This is a genomic window from Hymenobacter metallicola (genome assembly GCF_004745645.1).
GTDB lineage: Bacteria > Bacteroidota > Bacteroidia > Cytophagales > Hymenobacteraceae > Hymenobacter > Hymenobacter metallicola.
Window position 1 is genome coordinate 1,839,221 of the sequence record NZ_SRMB01000001.1, and the last position, 19,546, is coordinate 1,858,766.

Annotated in this window: 15 protein-coding genes; 10 read left to right on the top strand and 5 right to left on the bottom strand. The window is 64.4% G+C overall.

What is annotated here, in order from left to right; translation table 11 throughout:
* Window positions 1-50: 50 nt before the first annotated feature.
* Window positions 51-2,012, top strand: a complete 1,962-nt coding sequence (locus E5K02_RS07755; RefSeq protein ID WP_135393690.1) for a T9SS type A sorting domain-containing protein — start codon at window positions 51-53, stop codon at window positions 2,010-2,012.
* A gap of 102 nt (window positions 2,013-2,114) precedes the next feature.
* Here the strand turns inward: E5K02_RS07755 and E5K02_RS07760 are convergent, their stop codons facing one another.
* Window positions 2,115-3,140 (bottom strand): aldo/keto reductase, encoded by a 1,026-nt coding sequence (locus tag E5K02_RS07760; RefSeq protein ID WP_135393692.1) that lies wholly within the window; start codon window positions 3,138-3,140, stop codon window positions 2,115-2,117.
* 303 nt (window positions 3,141-3,443) lie between these two features.
* Here E5K02_RS07760 and E5K02_RS07765 point away from each other — a divergent pair, with 303 nt between their 5' ends.
* Window positions 3,444-4,907 carry a phytoene desaturase family protein gene (locus tag E5K02_RS07765; RefSeq protein WP_135393694.1) on the top strand — a complete coding sequence of 488 codons (1,464 nt, stop codon included), beginning with the start codon at window positions 3,444-3,446 and terminating at the stop codon, window positions 4,905-4,907.
* 18 nt (window positions 4,908-4,925) lie between these two features.
* On the opposite strand, the gene E5K02_RS07770 is transcribed toward E5K02_RS07765, so the two are convergent.
* Complete coding sequence (locus tag E5K02_RS07770) at window positions 4,926-6,203, bottom strand: O-antigen ligase family protein (RefSeq protein WP_135393696.1); 1,278 nt, start codon at window positions 6,201-6,203, stop codon at window positions 4,926-4,928.
* A gap of 61 nt (window positions 6,204-6,264) precedes the next feature.
* Entirely contained in the window at window positions 6,265-7,125 is an 861-nt protein-coding gene (locus E5K02_RS07775; protein WP_135393698.1) for a class I SAM-dependent methyltransferase, read from the bottom strand.
* Between the two features lie 174 nt (window positions 7,126-7,299).
* Between E5K02_RS07775 and E5K02_RS07780 the strand changes: the two genes are divergently transcribed.
* Complete coding sequence (locus E5K02_RS07780) at window positions 7,300-7,557, top strand: hypothetical protein (protein WP_135393700.1); 258 nt, start codon at window positions 7,300-7,302, stop codon at window positions 7,555-7,557.
* A gap of 25 nt (window positions 7,558-7,582) precedes the next feature.
* Here the strand turns inward: E5K02_RS07780 and E5K02_RS07785 are convergent, their stop codons facing one another.
* Together E5K02_RS07785 and E5K02_RS07790 are read right to left on the bottom strand one after the other, a co-directional pair.
* On the bottom strand, window positions 7,583-7,960 hold the full coding sequence (locus E5K02_RS07785; RefSeq protein ID WP_135393703.1) for a cupredoxin domain-containing protein: 378 nt from the start codon (window positions 7,958-7,960) through the stop codon (window positions 7,583-7,585).
* 12 nt (window positions 7,961-7,972) lie between these two features.
* A complete protein-coding gene (locus E5K02_RS07790; RefSeq protein WP_135393705.1) occupies window positions 7,973-10,246 on the bottom strand; it encodes a heavy metal translocating P-type ATPase in 2,274 nt (757 codons plus the stop codon).
* Between the two features lie 383 nt (window positions 10,247-10,629).
* Here E5K02_RS07790 and E5K02_RS07795 point away from each other — a divergent pair, with 383 nt between their 5' ends.
* The 7 genes from E5K02_RS07795 (at window position 10,630) to E5K02_RS07825 (ending at window position 19,521) form a co-directional block, all read left to right on the top strand.
* Window positions 10,630-11,091: a hypothetical protein gene (locus tag E5K02_RS07795; RefSeq protein ID WP_167856317.1), complete on the top strand. Its 462-nt coding sequence runs from the start codon at window positions 10,630-10,632 to the stop codon at window positions 11,089-11,091.
* A gap of 265 nt (window positions 11,092-11,356) precedes the next feature.
* The gene (locus E5K02_RS07800; RefSeq protein ID WP_135393709.1) at window positions 11,357-12,292 is read left to right on the top strand and encodes a heavy metal-binding domain-containing protein; all 936 of its coding nucleotides are present in this window, start codon (window positions 11,357-11,359) and stop codon (window positions 12,290-12,292) included.
* A 38-nt stretch (window positions 12,293-12,330) separates the two neighbouring features.
* Window positions 12,331-13,164, top strand: a complete 834-nt coding sequence (locus E5K02_RS07805) for a DUF305 domain-containing protein (protein ID WP_135393711.1) — start codon at window positions 12,331-12,333, stop codon at window positions 13,162-13,164.
* Between the two features lie 88 nt (window positions 13,165-13,252).
* Window positions 13,253-14,488 carry a TolC family protein gene (locus E5K02_RS07810; protein ID WP_135393713.1) on the top strand — a complete coding sequence of 412 codons (1,236 nt, stop codon included), beginning with the start codon at window positions 13,253-13,255 and terminating at the stop codon, window positions 14,486-14,488.
* Window positions 14,488-15,102: a hypothetical protein gene (locus E5K02_RS07815; RefSeq protein WP_135393715.1), complete on the top strand. Its 615-nt coding sequence runs from the start codon at window positions 14,488-14,490 to the stop codon at window positions 15,100-15,102. The genes E5K02_RS07810 and E5K02_RS07815 overlap by 1 nt, the downstream gene beginning before the upstream one ends.
* A complete protein-coding gene (locus E5K02_RS07820) occupies window positions 15,086-16,237 on the top strand; it encodes an efflux RND transporter periplasmic adaptor subunit (RefSeq protein WP_135393717.1) in 1,152 nt (383 codons plus the stop codon). Before E5K02_RS07815 ends, E5K02_RS07820 begins: the two co-directional genes overlap by 17 nt.
* Before the next feature lie 2 nt (window positions 16,238-16,239).
* Complete coding sequence (locus tag E5K02_RS07825) at window positions 16,240-19,521, top strand: efflux RND transporter permease subunit (protein ID WP_135393719.1); 3,282 nt, start codon at window positions 16,240-16,242, stop codon at window positions 19,519-19,521.
* Window positions 19,522-19,546: the final 25 nt, after the last annotated feature.

The following is a 19,546-nucleotide window of genomic DNA, read 5'->3' on the forward strand; positions in this document are numbered from 1 at the left end:
TTGAGGGATTTTTTCCAGGCAACTCATCGAAAAACTCTTACGAATTACCTATGCAGCACCCGTACTCTTCGAACGCAGTGGTAGCCCGCTCCACCCGCTTTTCCCGCAACCTGGCCGGCAGTGCCCTGGTAGCCTTCCTGGCCCTGGCCGCCCAGCCCACGCTGGCCCAGTCGTTGAACTACAACGTCAACAATGCCCAAAACCTGGCCGGTACCTACCAGGATCTGGGCACTGCGGGCACAGTCATTACCACCGCCAACTCGGACGACGCCAACTCGGCTCCGCAGAACATAGGCTTTAACTTTCCCTACAACGGGACTTCGTTTGCGTCCTTCATTCTGAGCACCAACGGCTTTCTGAAACTGGGCAACGTGCCCCTCTCCGACCCGTTCCTGTTCTTTGAATACGCCCAAACGGAAGCCGCCGGCACCTTCCCCGGCGGCCCCCTGGCCAGCACCGATTCGCGCAGCGACAATATCGTGGCGCCTTTCTCGACCGACCTGACCGGCGCCACGGCCGGGGGCACCGAGTACCGCGTGGCCACCACCGGCACGGCCCCCAACCGGGTGTGCACCATTCAGTGGAAAAACGTGCGCGACAAGCCCAAGCAGGCCAACTCGACCAACAATGCCATCATCGGCACCCAGGTCGACAACTTCTCCTTCCAGGTGAAGCTCTACGAAAGTGGGCAGATCGACTTTGTATATGGATCCAGTACGGCTGGGGCAGGCCCCGATGCTTTCCGTACCATAGCCATTGGTATCAAGGGCAGTACTCCCCAGACGGGCGACATCATTACGGCCGACAAAAACTCGACCACGCCCTGGGCCAACACGGCTTTCCTGGACAACCACTACGAGCTGACCAATTATTACTTCTCCGCTGACCCCCACAATGTGCGCAGCTCGGTGCGGCCTGATGCGGGCCGTACCTACCGCTTCCGGGCCAACGCGGCCACCGACGCCGCCGTGCAGGCCGTCTACACCATGGGCCAACTGCCCCTGGGCACCCCGCACGTGGTGCGGGCTAGTGTCCGCAATGCCGGTACCACTATTCTGAGCAACCTGCCCGTAAGCTTGGATGTAACCGGAGCCACCACGTTCAACAACACCCAGACAATTCCCGTCCTGGCGCCCGGCGCCTCTACCACGGTTACGTTTGCGGCCTACACCAGTGGCTCCCGCCTGGGCACCAACAGCGTGGCGGTGAGCGTACCGGCCGATACCTACACCAACACGGACGTGCGCACCGAAACCCAGACGCTCACCGAGAATGTGTACAACTACGCCCCGTTGCAGCCCAGCATGACCCCAACGTACTACGGCTACGGCACCCGGGAAGGCATTATGGCTACGCGCTACACGGCCCCGCGGACGGCCAACGTGCTAGCCGTAACCGACTTTGTCGCTACCGGCAGCAATTCCACGGGCCAGGTTATTCAGGGTGTGGTGGTAAGCAGCACGGGCACGCTGCTGGGCTCCACAGCCCCCTATACAATCAAGGCGTCTGATCTGGGAACGACCATCACGCTGAGCTTTGCGACGCCCGTAGCTATTCCGGCCGGCGACTTCATGGCTGGCATTGCCCAGCCGGCCAGCCCCACCGAGCACTACCCCGTAGGACTGCTGGGCGAGGCGCCCAACCGGACCGGTTCGTTTTTCTACCGCGGTAGCATCAGCAGCGGCACCTTCACCGACGCTGCGCCGACCAAATACGGTCCGTTCATGATTGGCGCCATCACCACCAACACGGTGACGGGTACGGGCAAGGCAGCACCGGCCGTAGCCTTTGCCCTGGTGCCCAACCCCGCAAGCAGCAGCGCCCAGCTGACCCTGGCCGAAGCCGCCGCGGCTGAGCAGCAGGTAACGCTGCTGGACGCCCTGGGCCGCCCGGTGCGCACCCAGACGCTGGCCCCCCGCGCCACGCAGGCCACGCTGTCGGTAGCCGATCTGCCCCGCGGCGTTTATACCGTGCGCGTCGGCGCTACGGCCCAGCGCCTGGTCGTCGAATAAGCTATTTTAGCTACGCAAGAACCCCTCCCCAGCCTGGCTTAGTCAGGTTGGCGGAGGGGTTCTCTGGGTTAATACGGGTTGTGCCCGTAACCGGTGCGGCGGCTACATCCCGGTGTGGCCCAGCATCGGAAAGCGGCGCTGGTGCCAGTAGGGGTAAATCGGCTCGGTGGCGCTGGCCGCGTCGAGGCGGGCCACCTGCTCGGGCGTGAGGTTCCAGCCCACGGCCGCCAGATTCTGGCGCAGCTGCTCCTCGTTGCGCGCCCCCACCACGATGTTGACCACCGTGGGGCGCTGCAAGAGCCAGTTCAACGCCACTTGCGCCACGGTTTTGCCGGTTTCGGCGGCTACTTCGTCCAGCGCGTCCACGATGCGGAACAGCAGCTCATCGGGTACTTGCGGGCCCTGGCCCCCACCCTGCGCCAAGCGGCTGCTTTCGGGTACGGGCTGGCCCCGGCGAAACTTGCCCGAAAGCAAGCCGGCCGACAACGGGCTCCAAACAATGGTGCCCACGCCCTGGTCGAGGCCCAGGGGCAGCAGCTCCCACTCAAATTCGCGGGCAGCCAACGAGTAATAGGCCTGGTGCCCCACGTAGCGCGCCCAGCCGTAGCGCTCCGACACCGACAGGGACTTCATCAAATGCCAGCCCGAGAAGTTGGAACAGGCAATGTAGCGCACCTTGCCGCTCTGAATTAGCTGGTCGAGGGTGCGCAGGGTTTCCTCCACGGGCGTGTGCGCGTCGAAGCCGTGCATGTGGTAGATGTCGATGTAGTCGGTACCGAGGCGGCGCAGGCTATCCTCGCAGGCCTTCACCAGGTGGTGGCGCGAGGAGCCGTAGTCGTTGGCGCCGGGGCCGGTCGGGAAGGTGGCTTTGGTTGAAATCAATACCTCGTGGCGGCGGCCTTCCAGGGTTTTACCCAGTATTTCCTCGGCTATGCCGTCGGAGTAGCCGTTGGCCGTATCGAAGAGGTTGACGCCTGCTTCCAGGCAGATATCAATCAATTTGCGGGCTTCCTCTACCTGCGTGCTGCCCCAGGCTTTGAAAAACTCGTTGCTCCCGCCGAAGGTGGCCGTGCCAAAACTCAGAACCGGGATGCGCAGGCCCGAAGCGCCCAGCTGACGATATTCCATACGGTGCAAGAAATCAAGGGTGAAGCCCCGGGCGAAACGCTTGTTCGCGTCTGCTCCACCCAGACCAGGTGGCCGCCGCGCGGGGCATTGCCCTGTTATACAAGCCAGCCGGGCGGATGGTTTTCGCCTCCCGACCCAGAAGGGCTTGCTCTACCGGCCAGCCCTTCTGGGTCGGGACAGGGCAAGCCAGGAGCTTGCCGGCGGATACAAGAGGACCGCTGCCCCGTTGCCGCCGGATTTATCCGCTACTACGTGCCATGTTCCGCGTTCTATTGTTATCTAGCCGCAAACTTTCCCCTGGTGATGAGCAAACCTGAGTACGACGCAGTGGTAGTGGGCTCCGGCCCCAACGGATTAGCGGCGGCCATCGTGCTGCAGCAGGCGGGCCTGTCGGTGCTGCTGCTCGAAGGCAAAGACCAGCTGGGCGGCGGCCTGCGCACCACCGAGCTGACCCTGCCCGGCTTCCGCCACGACGTGTGCTCGGCTATTCACCCGCTGGCTGCCGGCTCGCCCTTCTTCCAAACTCTGCCCCTGGCTCAGTACGGCCTGGAGTATATTGTGCCCCCCGTGGCGGCGGCCCACCCCTTCGATGATGGCACCGCTGCCACCGTACGCAACTCCCTGGCCGACACGGCCCGCCGCCTCGGGGCCGACGAGGGGGCGTACCGTCGCCTGCTCGAACCCCTGGTAGCCGACTGGCCCGGTATTGTGAACGACGTGCTGGCCCCGCTACAGCTACCGAGCAAGCCGCTGGATATGGCCCGGTTTGGCTTGTCGGCCCTGCAGCCGGCTACGCTGCTGACCAAGCGTTTTCAGACCCGCGACGCCCGGGGACTGTTTGCGGGCATGGCCGCCCACGCCATTCAGCCCCTGGGCAACCTGACGACGTCGGCCATTGGCCTGGTGCTGCTGATTGCGGCCCACCGCCGGGGCTGGCCCCTGCCGAAGGGCGGCTCCCAAAGCATTGCCGATGCCCTGGCCGCGCACTTTGTGGCCCTGGGCGGCCGGGTGCAGACCGGCACCTACATCAAGTCCCTGGCCGACTTGCCGGCGGCCAAGGCCGTGCTTTTCGACATCACCCCGGCTCAGCTGCTGCAAATTGCCGGGCATAGCCTGTCCGCCGTGTACCAGTGGCAGCTGCGGCGCTACCGCTACGGCATGGGCGTGTTTAAGATAGACTGGGCCCTGGACGCGCCGATTCCCTTTACGGCGGAAGGCTGTAGGCAAACGGCCACGGTGCATCTGGGCGGCACCCTGGAGGAAATTGCGGTGGGGGAAAAAGCCGCCGCCCGCGGCGCCCACCCCGACAAGCCCTTTGTGCTGCTGGCCCAGCAAAGCCTGTTTGACGACACCCGCGCCCCGGCGGGCAAACATACGGCCTGGGCCTACTGCCACGTTCCCAACGGCTCCCGGGTCGACATGACGGCGGCTATTGAGCAACAGGTGGAGCGGTTTGCTCCGGGCTTTCGGGAGCGAATTATTGGCCGCCACACCTTCGATACGGCCCAAATGGAGGCCTATAACCCGAACTATGTGGGCGGCGACATCAACGGCGGCCTGCTGGATATAAGTCAGCTCTTTACCCGCCCGGCACTGCGGGCTTCGCCCTACCGCACCTCCAAACCCGGGCTCTACCTGTGCTCGTCGGCTACCCCACCCGGCGGGGGCGTGCACGGCATGTGCGGCTACCACGCGGCCAGCCGGGCCCTGCGCGACGTGTTCGGCTTATATCCGACGCCTTTGTTTCAGGAACCCGTAGGCAGCTGAGCAACTCAACCTTGCTCGTTAGCTTAGCAACGGGTTCGATTCTTTTCTCTCCGGCACAAGTTCTGAAGGCGGGGCGGCTTGGGCCGCTACCACCAGAAAGCCGTAGCTGAAGACGAACAGGTTTAAGCCTAGCTGCAGGCTGAGCATGTCGGCCGTCATCATCACGGTGGCCTGAATCAAGACGAAGAACCAGACGTACGGATTGCGCCGGGTGCGGGCGGCTACCAGGGGCCCTACCAGCACGGCCAGCCACAGCCCCAGGCCCACAATACCGCCGCCCATCAGGGCCTCCAGGTATTGATTGTGCACTTCCACGCGGTTGGCGGGGCGCAGGCCAAAATCTTTCCAGCTGTATTGCTCCATCATGGCCGCGTGGGTATCGGCCGGACCGACGCCCAGCAGCCAGTTTTTCTGAATAACGGCCGAGGCCGTTTCGACGGCAGCCAGGCGGCGGGCCAGGGAGTAGTTGTTGATGTCGCGCCCTTCCGAGTACTGGTACACATCGAAGAGCGTGGAGGCCACCCGCTGCCGCACCGAGGGCAGGGTGCGGTAGGCCAGCCAGGGCCCCAGCGCCAGCAGCAGAAAAAGGCCAATGCCCAGCACCAGGTGGCGGCGCACCAGCATCCAGAGGGCGTAGGCCAGCAGGCCCACGTAGAACACCAGCAGGCCGGTACGGTAGGCCAGCACGTGCAGGGTAAGTGCCGCCCCGGCCGCCGCTACCAGCAGGGCCGCACGGAGCACCGCTGGGGCCTGGCGCTGGAGCAGCAAGCCCCAGAAAAAGCTCAGGGCCAGCATCACGCCGAAGGGTACGTGAAATATTCGGGTTACGGCCTGCACGTTCTGGCCAATGCGAATGGCCTCGTTGGCTTCGGCCGGATGAAGCAGGTATTTGCCCAAGGTAACCACGCCAATGGCCGCCGTACCCAGCACAAACAAACTACCCACGCTCCGGCGCTGCCGGCCCGTAAGCGGCACGGCCAGGGTGAATGCCAGCGGCACGCCCAGCCAGGACAAGCTTCGGAACAGCTCGTGCCGCCAGGTGGCCCATTCACTGGTGTAGAGCCCGCTGAGCAGCAGGAAAACAACCAGCGCCGCGGCCCGCATGGCCGCAGCGTTGCGGAAATACCGCGGCCAGATTCGTCCCAGCTCCGGGTTGGCCAGGCCCGCCACTACCCCGGCTACCGGGGCCAGCGACACCAGGGCGCGGGAAGCCAGCAGCCCCACCACCCCGGCGGCGCAGGCCAGCCAGAGCAGGTGTTGCGAAAGACGGCCGGAACGATAATACGCTACAAACATCGGCAAGCGGAAACGCTATTGACCAGCCTAACGCCGGCGCACTGAGAAGAAAGTCCCACGCCTAGGTACGGGCCGTATCCAGGGCCAGCTTGCCCGTTAGCTCGGCCACGGCCTGGCTGGTTTCGGCCCGCTTTTCATACTCCACAATCAGGTGGCCGCCCACCAGCACGTTCAGGCTTTGGTTGAGCTGGGCCAGTTCGGCGTAGATTTCCGGACGCTTGGCCGAGGGCGTGCCGCGGCGCAGGCCCCGGCGGCGGGCCAGCCAGCCCATCAGCCGCATCCAGGGATAGTAGAGGGGCAGCAGCGCCAGCGACGTGTAGTTGACCCGGCTGGGGTGCACTTCCACAATCCGCAGGCCCGACAAGGCGGCCAGGGCCCGCTGCTTGGTGATATTGGCGAAGAAAATATGCCCCAGATACACGTCGTGGATGCTGTGGGCTTTGTCGGCGGCCCAGATAGAGTCGACCTCGTTGGGCGGCATCAGCTTGTAGGCCTCACTTTCCAGCAGCAAGTAGCTCAGGCGGGTGCGCAGGTTGGAGTAGTTAGGCGTCGTCACGATGGCCCGGCCGCCGGGGCGCAGCACCCGGTTCAGCTCCTGAAACAGGTGGAGCTGGTTGGGCATGTGCTCAATACCTTCCTGGCAAATCACGAAGTCGAAGCTGGCGTCGGCAAAGGGCAGCGTCTCGTTCAGATTGGCCTTCACGCACTCGATGGCCGGATAGCGGAAAAATTCGGGGTAGAGGTCGGAGGCGGTGATATCGGCTCCAAGCTCGAGCAGTAGCTGGGCCGTGTCGCCGTTGCCGGCGGGCACGTCCAGCACCTTTTTTCCGGCCAGCTCGCTCTGCCGCCGCCGCAACATGGTAGTCAGCAGCACTTTGATATCCTTGCTACCAGAAAAAGCAGGCGCGGAGAGGCGAATCATCGGGGCAATGTGAGAAAGTGAACCACAAAGTAAGCCTTCCGCGGCGTAACATCCTTACGCCGCCCCCTGGCCGGCGGGCGAGCCTCAGCTCGTCCGGCAAGCTCCTGACGCGGGCAAGCCCGGCCTTAACGCCGACGGCAACGGCTGCGTACAGCCCCATTTATCCCCTTCCCCATGCCCCTGCACCCCGAATTAGACAAAAAGCTGAGCAAGACCTTCGAGCCGTCGACCTCTATCGACGACGTGTTCAAGGGCTACGACATCACCTTCGTTACCAACGAGCACGGCGAGCCGGTGACCCTGTTTTTCGGCAAGCGCCGCCCCGACGGCCTCATTGCCGGCGAGCGGTACACGCGCACCATCAAGCGGGAGCCGGGCAGCCTGGCCGTCAAATCCAGCCACTGGGATTTGCGCGGCAAGATTATGCGCTAGGTTTTTCGCGTACTGGGCGCAGCCCTTACTTCACCACCAGGCTGCCGCGTAGCATGCCCATGCCGCAGGTAAACTCGAAGCGGCCGGGCTTGTCGGGCAAGACCTCGACCAAGGTGGTTTGGAAAGCCGGCAGGGCGCGGCGGATGCTGAAATCGGGGAATAGCAACTCCTCCGAGCAGCTGTTTTCCTCGGCCCGGTAGAAGCTCAGCTGCACCGGCCGCCCCCGCTCCACCTCGATAACGTCGGGCGAATAGCCGCCCTTCACGGTGATATCGACCTGCTGCACCCCGCCCGAAGACGATACGGCGCTGACGGTTTGCCGGGCCGAGAAAAAGAAGTACCAGACTACGAAGCCCATCAGCCCGAGCCCGGTCAGGGTCACTATACTTTCGGTCGTATCCATAGCAAGAGGCGTTTAGCGGGATGAAAAGGCGCGCAGGCGCAGGGAGTTGGTCAGCACCGATACCGAGCTCAGGGCCATAGCCCCGGCCGCCAGCATGGGCGAGAGCAGCACCCCGAACACCGGATACAAGAGCCCCGCCGCCACCGGAATGCCCAGCGTGTTGTAGATAAAGGCGAAAAACAAGTTTTGCTTGATGGTCCGGATGGTCTGGCGCGACAGGTCGATGGCCGTGACCACGCCCCGCAGGTCGGAGCGCATCAGCGTGATGCCGGCCGCTTCCATGGCCACGTCGGTGCCCGCGCCCATGGCCAGCCCAATGTCGGCCTGGGCCAGGGCCGGGGCGTCGTTGATACCGTCGCCGACCATGGCCACGGTGCGGCCTTCGGCCTGCAGCTCCTTCACCTTGCTGGCTTTGTCCTGGGGCAATACTTCGGCAAAATAGCGCGTGATGCCCACCTGCCGGGCTACTTCGGCGGCCGTCTGCGGATTGTCGCCGGTCATCATCACGACCTCAATGCCGCGCTGCTGCAGGCTGCGAATGGCCGCCGCCGAGGTGTCGCGCACGGTATCGGCCACGCCCAGCACAGCCACGCTGTGCCCAGCCACGGCCACGTAGAGCACCGTTTTGGCTTGGCCCAGCAATTGTTCGGCCTGGGCCAGCAGCTCGGGAGGCAGCGAAATGTCTTGCTCAGTCAGCAGGCGGCGGTTACCGATAAGCACGCTTTGACCTTCCACCGTAGCCGCCGCACCGCGGCCCTCCACGGCCCGAAAGCCAGTGGCGGTGGGCAAAGTTAGCTGTTGCGCCTCAGCGTAGCGCACCACCGCCTCGGCCAGCGGATGCTCCGAGAGCCGCTCCACGGCTGCAACCCGAGCCAGCAGAGTAGCGGCGTCCTGCCCCGGGGTGGTCAGCAGGTCGGTTACCGTGGGCTCGCCGCGGGTGATGGTGCCGGTTTTGTCGAGCAGTACGGTGTTGACCTGGTAGGCTTTTTCCAGGGCTTCAGCATTGCGGACCAGCACCCCGTTTTCGGCGCCTTTACCGGTGCTGACCATGATGGCCGTGGGCGTGGCCAGGCCTAGGGCGCAGGGGCAGGCAATGATGAGCACGGCCACGAAGTTGACCAAGGCCAAGGGCAAGCGGCTTTCCACCGGAGCCAGATCAAACCAGAGCACGAAGGTGAGAATGGCAACGCAAACCACGGTGGGCACGAAAACGGCGCTGACCTTGTCGGCCAACCGCTGAATGGGGGCCCGGCTGCCCTGGGCATCTTCCACGAGCTTTACAATCTGGGCCAGCATGGTGGCCGCCCCAATTTTGGTGACCTGGAAGCGGAAGGAGCCGGTCTTATTCAGTGTGGCTCCGAACACGGCGTCGCCGGGCTTTTTTTCCACGGGCAAACTCTCGCCCGTAAGCATGGCCTCGTCCACGGCCGAGTGGCCATCGAGGACCACGCCGTCGGTGGCGACTTTCTCGCCGGGCCGCACCACCACCACGTCGCCTTCCTGCACCTGCTCGATGGGCACGTCGACTTCCTGGCCGCCGGGGCGCACCACGCGGGCCGTTTTGGCCTGTAGGCCCATCAGGGTACGAATGGCGGCCGAAGTCTGGGTTTTGGCCCGCAGCTCCAGCACTTTGCCCAGCAAAATCAGGGCAATAATGGTGGCGGTGGTATCGTAATACACTTCCGGCAGCAGGCCGCGGCTGGTGAAAAAGCCGGGGGCCACGGTGGCGGCCAGGCTGTAGAGAAACGCGGCCCCGGTGCCCACGGCAATCAGGGTGTCCATGTTGGCAGCGCGGTGCTTGAAGCCATTCCAGGCCGAGGAATAGAATTCCCGCCCGCTGTACAGCAGCACCGGCAGAGTCAGGATCAGCAGCACGTAGTTGAGCGCCGGCATGCTGATGCGGGCCATCAGGGCGGGCCAGAGCATGAGCATGCTCAGGGGCATAATAATGAGGGCCAGGCCGGTAGCTACCCAGAAGCGGCGCTTGAGCTGCTGGTAGGCCCGGGCTTTCTGCTGGTCGAGCTCGGCCTGCCGGTCGGCGGCGCTGGTATCGGGGGCCCGCTCCAGGACACCATAGCCGGCCTTTACCACGGCTTCCTTGAGCGTAGCGGGCGAGGCTTCGGCGGGCAGGTAGTCGACGGTGGCTTTTTCGGTGGCGAAGTTGACCACGGCCCGCTGCACGCCGGGCGTGCGGCTCAAAGACTTTTCGACGAAGGACGCGCAGGAGGCGCAGGTCATGCCTTCAATGTCGAGGGTTTCGGTTTCGGTTTTGGTGGATGGTTCCATACGTATTCTGACTACAAATCCGGCAGCGGACCTCGCCCCGCAAGGCGGCAAGCCCGCAACTATACTGCAAAGGAAGGCGGGGGCCGGCCCGGAGTTGGTACGAAATCCGTCCGGATTCTTGCATAATTTCTTCCGCGGCCGGGCCCCGCACCGCTCAGGTACAAAATCCGGCCGGGCAGTTGTAGAATTTTGCCCCGGCTCCGGCCCCACGGGCATTCCGTAAACAATCCAAATCCATTTTTCCGTGCCAATGCGCCCGGTTTTTAGGAGCCTTGAGGGCCCGTTGCTAGTCTGGTGAAACCCGGCCGGCCGAACCATACCCGTGTAGCTAACGTTTCCATCTCGCCTAAGTCATCTACTTTTGCCGGTACGTAGTGCCCGTTATGTTCCGTAGCCTGTTCCTGATGCGCCGTTTGCTGGCGACGACCTTCCTGGTCGTCTTCGTCAACGTGTTCGTGGGCCAGTGCTGGTGCGCAACGCTGGCTCCGGCCCCCAAAGCGGCCAAGCCCGTGCCGGCTTGCCACCTGGCGGCTGCCAAGCGCCAGGCGGCCAAGTGCCACGGCCTGGCGGCGGACGGGAAAAGCAAAGCGGCCCAATCCCACGGCTCGAAGGGCCAGCACGACTGCTGCAAGGACAAAACCACCAAGCTGCTCTCGGCCCTGACCCAGCCAGCCCAGAAACTGCTGGTGCCCGCCCCGGCTCTGCTGCCCGAGGCGAATGACTTTTACTTCCGCCCCGCGGCCAGCCGCTGGGACGCGTCGGCCCCGGTGACGCTGGTGGCCCGGCAGCACCTGCCGCCCAAAATTCCCGATATCCGCATCTACATTCAGTCCCTGACGGTCTGATTTTCCGACGTGCCCGGGCCCGCGCCGGACATAGCCTTGCTATGTCCGGCGCGGGCCCGGGCATTTGTGCGTCCGGCCCGGCGTTTTCGCCCCGGTTGCACGGCCGCCTAACGCCCTGACTTGCGGGCCCTTTCATTGGCGCCCGGTCACTTCTGCCACTTGGCACTTCCTCAATTTCCTGGTTTTGATTTCCTGGCTGCCCTACTGCGGGCGGCCCCGGCGGCTCCAAGTAGGCCCGCCCCTCACTCCCTATTTTTCCTGTCGTATGTCCCGCATTTCCCTTGCCCTGCTGGCCTTGGCCGGCACGCTGACCTTTTCTGCCTGCTCCTCCGAATCTGATTCCAGCAGCCCGACCAACACCGTAGCCGACGCCACCCAGGCCCCGGCCGACCACGCTGGCGGCCACATCTACTCCTGCCCCATGCACCCCGAAGTGACCAGTACCAAGGAAGGGGAAACCTGCCCCAAGTGCGGCATGAAGCTGGAACATACCGACCAGGCGTCCAACGGCAAAACCTACCAGATGCAGTTTGAGCCCACGCCCGCCGTGCTGACGGCCGGGCAGGCCGCGCAGTTGGCTTTCCGCCCCCAGGAAGCCGGCAACGAAACCGCCCCGGTGCCCCTGGCCGTGGTCCACGAAAAGAAAATCCACCTCATTATCGTCAGCAAAGACCTCTCGCAGTTCTACCACGAGCACCCCGAATACACGGCCCAGGGCAACTATCAGGTAAACTACACTTTCCCCAAGGGCGGCGACTACGTGCTGTTTCAGGACTACACGCCCACCGGCGCCGGCCACCAGCTGGGCCGCCAGCCCATTACGGTGAAGGGCCCGGCCTACACCCCGGTCAAGTTTAGCAACGACGACAGGCAGTGGGACAAGAACGGCTACCAGGCCACGCTTTCCTTTGACAAGGACCTGCGTGTGGGCCAGCTGCTGGGCATGAAAATCACCATCACCAAAGGCGGGCAGCCGGTTACTGACCTCGACAACTACCTCGGTGCCCTGGGCCACGTGGTGATTATCAGCCAGGACACCGAAAACTACCTGCACGTGCACCCCAACGAACAGGCCGACAAAGGCCCGGCCATTGGCTTCAATACCAACTTCGAGAAGCCCGGCCTCTACCGGGTTTTCCTGCAGTTCAACCACGGCGGCCAGATTCACACCGGCGACTTCACCATCAACGTGAAGGCCTAACTCTCTCAGTTATTCTCACTTCCAACCGTTTCTTTCCCATGAAAGCTTCCGCCTTCCTCCTGCCTTTCCTGACTTCGGGTGCCCTGCTGCTCAGCAGCTGCGGCGACACTAAATCAGCCGACACAACGACGACGACTCCGGCCGATGCCGCCGTGGCGGCCGCCGCTGATTCTACCAGCTCGCCCCACTCCGGCCCCGACCACCACGAGATGGACCACGGCGGCACCCGCAAAACCGACATGATGGCCGTGATGCACACCATGATGCAGGAAATGGATGAGTTTAAGCCCGCCGGCAACGCCGACCACGACTTCGCCCACATGATGATGGCCCACCACCAGGGCGCCGTTGAGATGGCCAAGCTGGAACTGGAGCAGGGCCAGGATGCCACGCTGCGGGCCTTGGCCGAGAAGATTACGGCCGACCAGCAACGCGAAATCAAAGAGCTGGAAACCATTGCCACCCGCCTCGACGGCGCCCCCACCAACTACCAGCCCAAAGACCCGAAAGACCCTTTCACGCAGAAAATGAAAGCTTCGATGGACGGCATGATGAAGGACATGGGCACGGCCAGCGGCAACGTCGACCAGGACTTTGCGGCCCTGATGATACCCCACCACCAGAGCGCCATCGACATGGCCCAGGCCGAGCTGGCCCACGGCCGCGACACCAAGCTCAAGGAAATGGCCCAGCAGATGATCAATGCCCAACAGCAGGAAATCAAGCAGCTCAAAACCTGGCAGGTGAAAAACGGGGGCAAGGTGCCGGGCAGCGCCGCGGTGTACGAGTGCTCCATGGGCTGCGCCGGCAGCCAGAGTTCCAAGCCCGGCAAGTGCCCCGTCTGCGGCATGGACCTGGTAAAGAAGTCCTAATGTGGCCGCCCGGGGCCGGAACTGCGTGTTTTCGGCCCCGGGCTCCGCTCCTGTGGCTAGCTAGAAGCCAGCCGCTTACTCTTTCTGCATGAAGTATCTGAGTTATAACCGTGTTTTCGTGCTGCTCGCCGGGCTGGGGCTGCTGGCCGGGCCGGCCGTGGGCCAGCGCCTGGTGGTGCAGCCCGATAGCGCCGAGCAGCAGGCCCTGCGCCGCCACCCGCGCCTGCGGCAGTCGGAAAGTGAAATTGAGGAACAACGGGCCCTGCGGCGCGGCAGCTTTGCCCCGACTAACCCCGACTTGCTGTGGTCGGCCCCGACCGGGGAACGGTGGGCGCCGGGCGTGGTGCAAACCATCGACCTGCCCCACGTGTACCGCCGCCAGGCCCAGGCTGCCCAGGCCGGCCTCACGCTGGCCGAGCGGGGCCGGGAAGTGAACCGCGCTACCGTGCGCCGCGACGTGCGCCTGGCCTACCTGGGCCTGCAGTTTGCCGAGGCCCAGGTGCGGCAGCTGGCGTACCAGGACAGCCTGTTTCGGGCCCTGCAAGCGGCTACCGACCGGCTCTTCCAGGCCGGGGAAGTCACTTCCCTGCAGCGCATCAGCACCGAGGCCGAAGCCCGGCAGGTGCGCAACCAGCTCCAGCAGGCCACCGTGGACCGCCGCGCAGCCCAGCGTCGCCTGGGCCTCTTGCTGGGCCAGCCCCAGGCCGAGCTGACGGCCGCCACCGACCTGCGCCAGACCGGGCCCGAGCTGGCCCGCACCGGGGCCGAGCTGCTGGCCGCCCTGCCCACCCCGGACAGTGCCGCCGTGGCCTTAAGCCCCACGCTGGCTTACTACCGGCAGAATGTGGCGTTGAGTCAGGCGGGCATCAGCCTGGTGCGGGCCCGCCGCACGCCGGCTCTTACGGTAGGCTACCAGAACCAGGCGTTTGAAAACTCGGCTCTGCACTACCGTTTCCAGTTTGGCGTGTCGGTGCCCATCTGGTTCTGGACCTACCGCTCCCAGCTGCAGGCGGCCACGGCCCGCCGCCGGGCGGCCACCAGCCAGTTGCAGGTACAGCAGCTGGAGCTGAGCACCCAGTACGAGCAGGCCCTGGCCGACACCCGCAAGTTTGCCGCCTCCCTGGGCTATTACGAGCAAACCGGTCTGCCCCAGGCAGCGGCCATTATCAGCCAGTCGCAGCGCTTGTTTCGGGCCGGCGAAATCAGCTACCTGGTCTTGATTCAGAGCCTGAACCAGGCCTTTACCATTCAGAACACCTACCTGACCACCATCCGCGACTACCGCCAGGCCATCGTGGAGCTTAACTACCTGCGGGGACTCTAATGAAACAACTCCTGCTTTTGCTCGGGGCCCTGCTACTGCTGGCTCCCCGTGCCCGGGCCCACGGCGGCGAAGACCACGGCCAGGCCGCGGCAGCTACTTCGGGCGCGGCCCCCACCAGCTTTTCGGTGGCGGCGCTTTCGGAAAGCTTCGAGCTGCTGCTGCGCTACGAGCCCCTGGAAGCCGGCCAGCCCGCCCACCTGCGCCTGTTCGTGTCGGACTACGCTACGAATGTGCCCATCAAAGGTGCCCAGCTGACCATCACCTCGCCCGAAGATGCCAGCCTGAAGTGGACCGCGGAGCCCCAGGAGCCCGGCGAATACCTGCTGGAGGGTCAGTTTCCGGCCAACAAGAAGTACAGCTTCGCCGTGAACATCGTGGCCGGCCCCAAAGCCGATTTGCTGCTGCTCGAAGGCATTGAAGTCGGCAAAAAGCTGCCCGTAGCCGCCGTTCCGGCCACGGCCGCGCCCGGCTTATTCTCGTCCTGGAAAACCCTTGCGGCCCTGCTCGGCGCCTTCGTGCTGGGCGTGGGCCTGACGTTTTTGCTGCTGCGCCGGCGCCGTCCGGCCGCGCCTGTTTCCACTCCTGCTGCTCCCGTTTATGAAAACCACGCATAAGTTTCTGGCAGTAACTGCTGCCGCAGGCCTCGGGCTCGGCGTGCTGCTGCCTCCGCCGGCTGATCTGCTGGCTCACGGCGGCGAAGACCACGGCGACACGGCCGCCCCCAGCACTGGCACCGCCCAAACCGACCGGGTAGTATTAGCCAAGGAAAGCCAGTTCCTGTTTGGAGTGCGTACGGCCCTGGCCCGTTACTCGACCACCTATTCCCAGGCCACGCTCTACGGCACTGTCACGGCCGGGGCCGGTGGGGAAGGCCGGGTGGTCGTGCCCCAAACCGGGCGCATCGTGCGCCTGGCGGCCCGGGTGGGCCAGGCGGTGAAGGCCGGGCAAACCCTGGCCGTGGTTGACCAGACCCTGGACGCGACCCAGCAAATCGGCCTGAGCACCGAGCGGGCCCAGGCCCAGGCCGAGCTGCGCGCCGCCCAGCAGGACTACGCCCGCCTGCAAAGCATTGCCGACATTGCCGCCCGCAAGGACGTGGTAGCCGCCGAGCTGCGCCTGCGCCAGGCCCGGCAGCAGGCCGCCATTCTCAACGCCCAGGGCCAGAACCGCCGCGTCACCATCATCTCCCCCATCAGCGGTACGGTGGATGTGTTCAACCTGGCCGTGGGCCAGCAGGTCAGCCAGGGCGACGAGCTGCTGCGGGTGCTGAACCCGGGCAAGTTGCGCGTCGAGGCCCAGGTATTTGCCCAGGATATGGCCCGCATTACGCCCAGCGCCCGGTTTCGGGTAGAAGGCTTGCAGGGCCAGGGCGGCAGCGTGGCGGCCCGGCAGGTGGTGTTCAGCAACGTCGTCAATCCGGTGAACCAGGCCCGCCAGCTGATTCTGGAACTGGACGCCGCCACGGCGCCCCAGTTTCGGGCCGGGCAGGCCGTGCATGTACAGGTAAGCAGCAGCCAGGGCCCGGGTGGCCCCAAGCAGCTCGTGGTGCCCACCGCCGCCCTGACCGATTTGAACGGCCGCCCCGTGGTGTTTGTGCACACTACGCCCGAGCAGTTCCGGATTCGCTACGTGCAGCCCGGCGCGGCCAACGGCGAGCAAACCGTGCTTTTGCAGGGCGACGTCAACGAAAACGACCGGGTGGTGACCGAGGGCACTTACCAGCTCAAATCCATTTACCTGAATCAATAAGGATGCTTGATTCCATCATCCGCTTTGCCCTGCAAAACCGGCTCTTGCTGCTGGCCTTTGCCGCGGCCCTGCTCATTGCCGGCACCTTCACGGCCCGGCAGCTGCCCGTCGACGTGCTGCCCGACCTGGACCGGCCCCGGGTAACCGTGTTTCTGGAAGCGGCCGGCATGGCTCCCGAAGAAGTGGAAGCCCTGGTGACGCTGCCCGTGGAAACGGCCCTGAACGGAGCCACCGGCGTGGCCGCCGTGCGCTCCAACTCGGCCATCGGCCTGGGCATGGTGTTCGTGGAGTTCGACTACGGCACCGACATTTTCACCGCCCGCCAGATTGTGGCCGAAAAGCTGCAGACCGTCGGTGAGCAGCTGCCCGCCGGCATCACGCCCGTGCTGGGGCCCATTTCCTCGGTTATGGGTCAGATTATGCTGGTTGGCCTCTCGACGACCAGGCAGCGCCCGGCAACCGGCACCGAACCAACAGCTACCACCCGACCTCCAACAACTACTAACCCGCCAACCACCACTGCCGCCGACCTGCGCACCCTGGCCAACTACACCGTGCGCCAGCGCCTGCTCAGCATTCCGGGCGTGGCCCAGGTGATTCCCATTGGCGGCGACAACCTGCAGTACCAGGTGCTGCTCGACATGCCCCGCCTGAACGCCGTGGGCCTGACCATCAGCCAGATTGAAGACGCGTTGCGCCGCTCCAACCTCAATACTACCGGCAACTTTTTTGACCGCAACGGCTCGGAGGTGCTGATTCGCAACCTGGGCCGGCTGCGCTCCGTGCAGGATATTGAGAACATCATCGTCGGCTACCGGGACGGCTCCCCCATCACCGTGCAGCAGGTAGCCAGCGTCGAGTTCGGGGCCCGCTTCAAGCGCGGCGACGGGAGCGTCAACGGCCGGCCGGCCGTGATTCTGAGCATCGAAAAGCAGCCGGGCGCCGCTACCGTAGGCCTGACTCAGGCCGTGGAAAAAGCCCTGGCTGAATTGCAGCCCTCCCTGCCCAAAGATGTACGGGTCAACACCCGCCTGTTTAAGCAGGCCGACTTTATCGAGTCCTCGATTACCAACGTGGAGGAAGCCCTACGCGACGGGGCCATTCTGGTGGTTATCGTGCTGTTTGCCTTTCTGCTGAACGTGCGCACCACCTTTATTTCCTTGGTCGCCATTCCGCTGTCGTTGCTGGTCACGGCCCTGGTGTTTCGCTTTGCCGGTATCAGCATCAACACCATGACGCTGGGCGGCCTGGCCATTGCCATCGGCGAGCTGGTCGACGACGCCATCGTGGACGTGGAAAACGTATTCCGGCGGCTGCGCGAAAACCAGCTCCTGCCCCAGCCCAAACCGGCCCTGCAGGTGATTTACGCGGCGTCCTCGGAGGTGCGCAACTCCATTGTCTACGCCACCATCATCGTGGTACTGGTGTTTCTGCCGCTGTTTGCCCTCGAAGGCATGGAAGGCCGGATTTTCGCGCCCCTGGGTATCGCCTATATCACCAGCATCGTGGCCTCGCTGTTCGTATCCCTGACCGTGACGCCGGTGCTGTGCTACTATTTATTGCCCCGCCTGAAACAGGTACGCGCGGCCGAGCAGGAAGGCCGGCTGGTGCGCTGGCTCAAGGAAAAAGACACCCGCCTGCTGCACTGGGGCCTGGCTCACCCCAAGCGGGTACTGGTCACCACGGGCCTGCTCTTTGGCCTGGCCGCGGCTATGGTCCCGTTTTTCGGAACGGAGTTTCTGCCGCCCTTCAACGAAGGCTCGCTTACGGTCAACTTCTCGGCCCCGGCCGGCACCTCGCTCACCGAGTCGAACAAGCTGGGCACCCTGGGCGAGGAGCAGATCCTGCGCATTCCGGAGGTGGCCTACACCGCCCGCCGCACCGGCCGCGCCGAACTTGATGAACACGCCGAATCGGTGAACAACTCCGAAATCGAAGTGGCTTTCAAGACCGAAGCCGAGCTGGCCAAGGAAGGCCGCACCATGCGCAGCCGCGACGAAATCCTGGCCGACCTGCGCCAGAAGCTCAGCCTGATTGCCGGGGTCAACGTCAACATCGGCCAGCCCATTTCCCACCGCCTCGACCACCTCTTGTCGGGCGTGCGGGCCCAGGTGGCTATCAAGGTGTTTGGCAACGACTTGCTGGAGCTGCGCCGCTACGCGGGCGAGATTCGCACGGCGGCCAGCACGGTGCCCGGCGTGGTTGATTTGCAGGTGGAAAAGCAGGTTCAGATTCCGCAGTTGCTGGTGCGCCCCCGCGACGCGGCTCTGCGCGCCTACGGCCTCGACCGGGGCAGCGTGGTCCAGACCCTGCAAACGCTGTTCCAGGGCGAAGTGGTGTCGCAGATGCTCGACGGGCAGAAGCGCTTCGACTTGGTAGTAAAGCTGCCCGAAAACCAGCGCAACGATGTGGCCACCATTGCCCAAACCCGCATTGAAACACCCAGCGGCGCCCTGATTCCGGTAAGCCAGGTGGCCGACGTAACCTACGAGCCCGGGCCCAACACCATCAACCACGAAAACACCCAGCGCCGCATCACCATCTCGCTGAACGTGGCCGGGCGCGACCTGGGCAGCACCGTACAGGAAGTGCAACAGCGCATCCGGGAGCAGGTGCCGCTGCCGGCCGGCTACTACCTCACTTTCGGCGGGCAGTTTGAAAGCCAGCAGGCCGCCTCGCAGAAGATTCTGTGGCTGAGCTTGTTTTCCCTGGCCGGCATTTTCCTGGTGCTCTACTCCCACTTCCGCTCCCCCCTGCTGGTGCTGCAAATCATGCTCAACATTCCGCTGGCCCTCATTGGCTCGGTGGTGGCGGTGCTGGTCACCGGGGGCACGTTCAGCATTGCTTCGCTCGTAGGCTTTATCACGCTGACGGGCATTGCCTCGCGCAACGGCATTATGATGATTTCGCACTACCTGCACCTGGTGGAGCACGAGGGCGAGAAATTCAGCCGGGAAATGATAGTGCGCGGCTCCCTGGAGCGCCTGGTGCCGGTGCTGATGACGGCCCTGGTAGCGGCGCTGGCGCTGGTGCCGCTGACATTGGCCAAGGACGCACCGGGCAAGGAAATTCTCTACCCCGTGGCTACCGTCATCCTGGGGGGCCTGCTCAGCTCTACCTTCCTCGACATCATCGTGACGCCCGTTGTCTTTGCCTGGCTCGGGGAAAAAGCCCTGGCCCAGTACCAGCGCGGCCACGGCGAAGTCAGCCTCGACAACCAGCCGCCGGAGCTGGCCGCGCCGTTGCTGCCTTCTTCCGAGGTAGGCGCTTCGGGCAAAGCTTAGAGCAGCGGCGGCTAAGGCCCCGCGG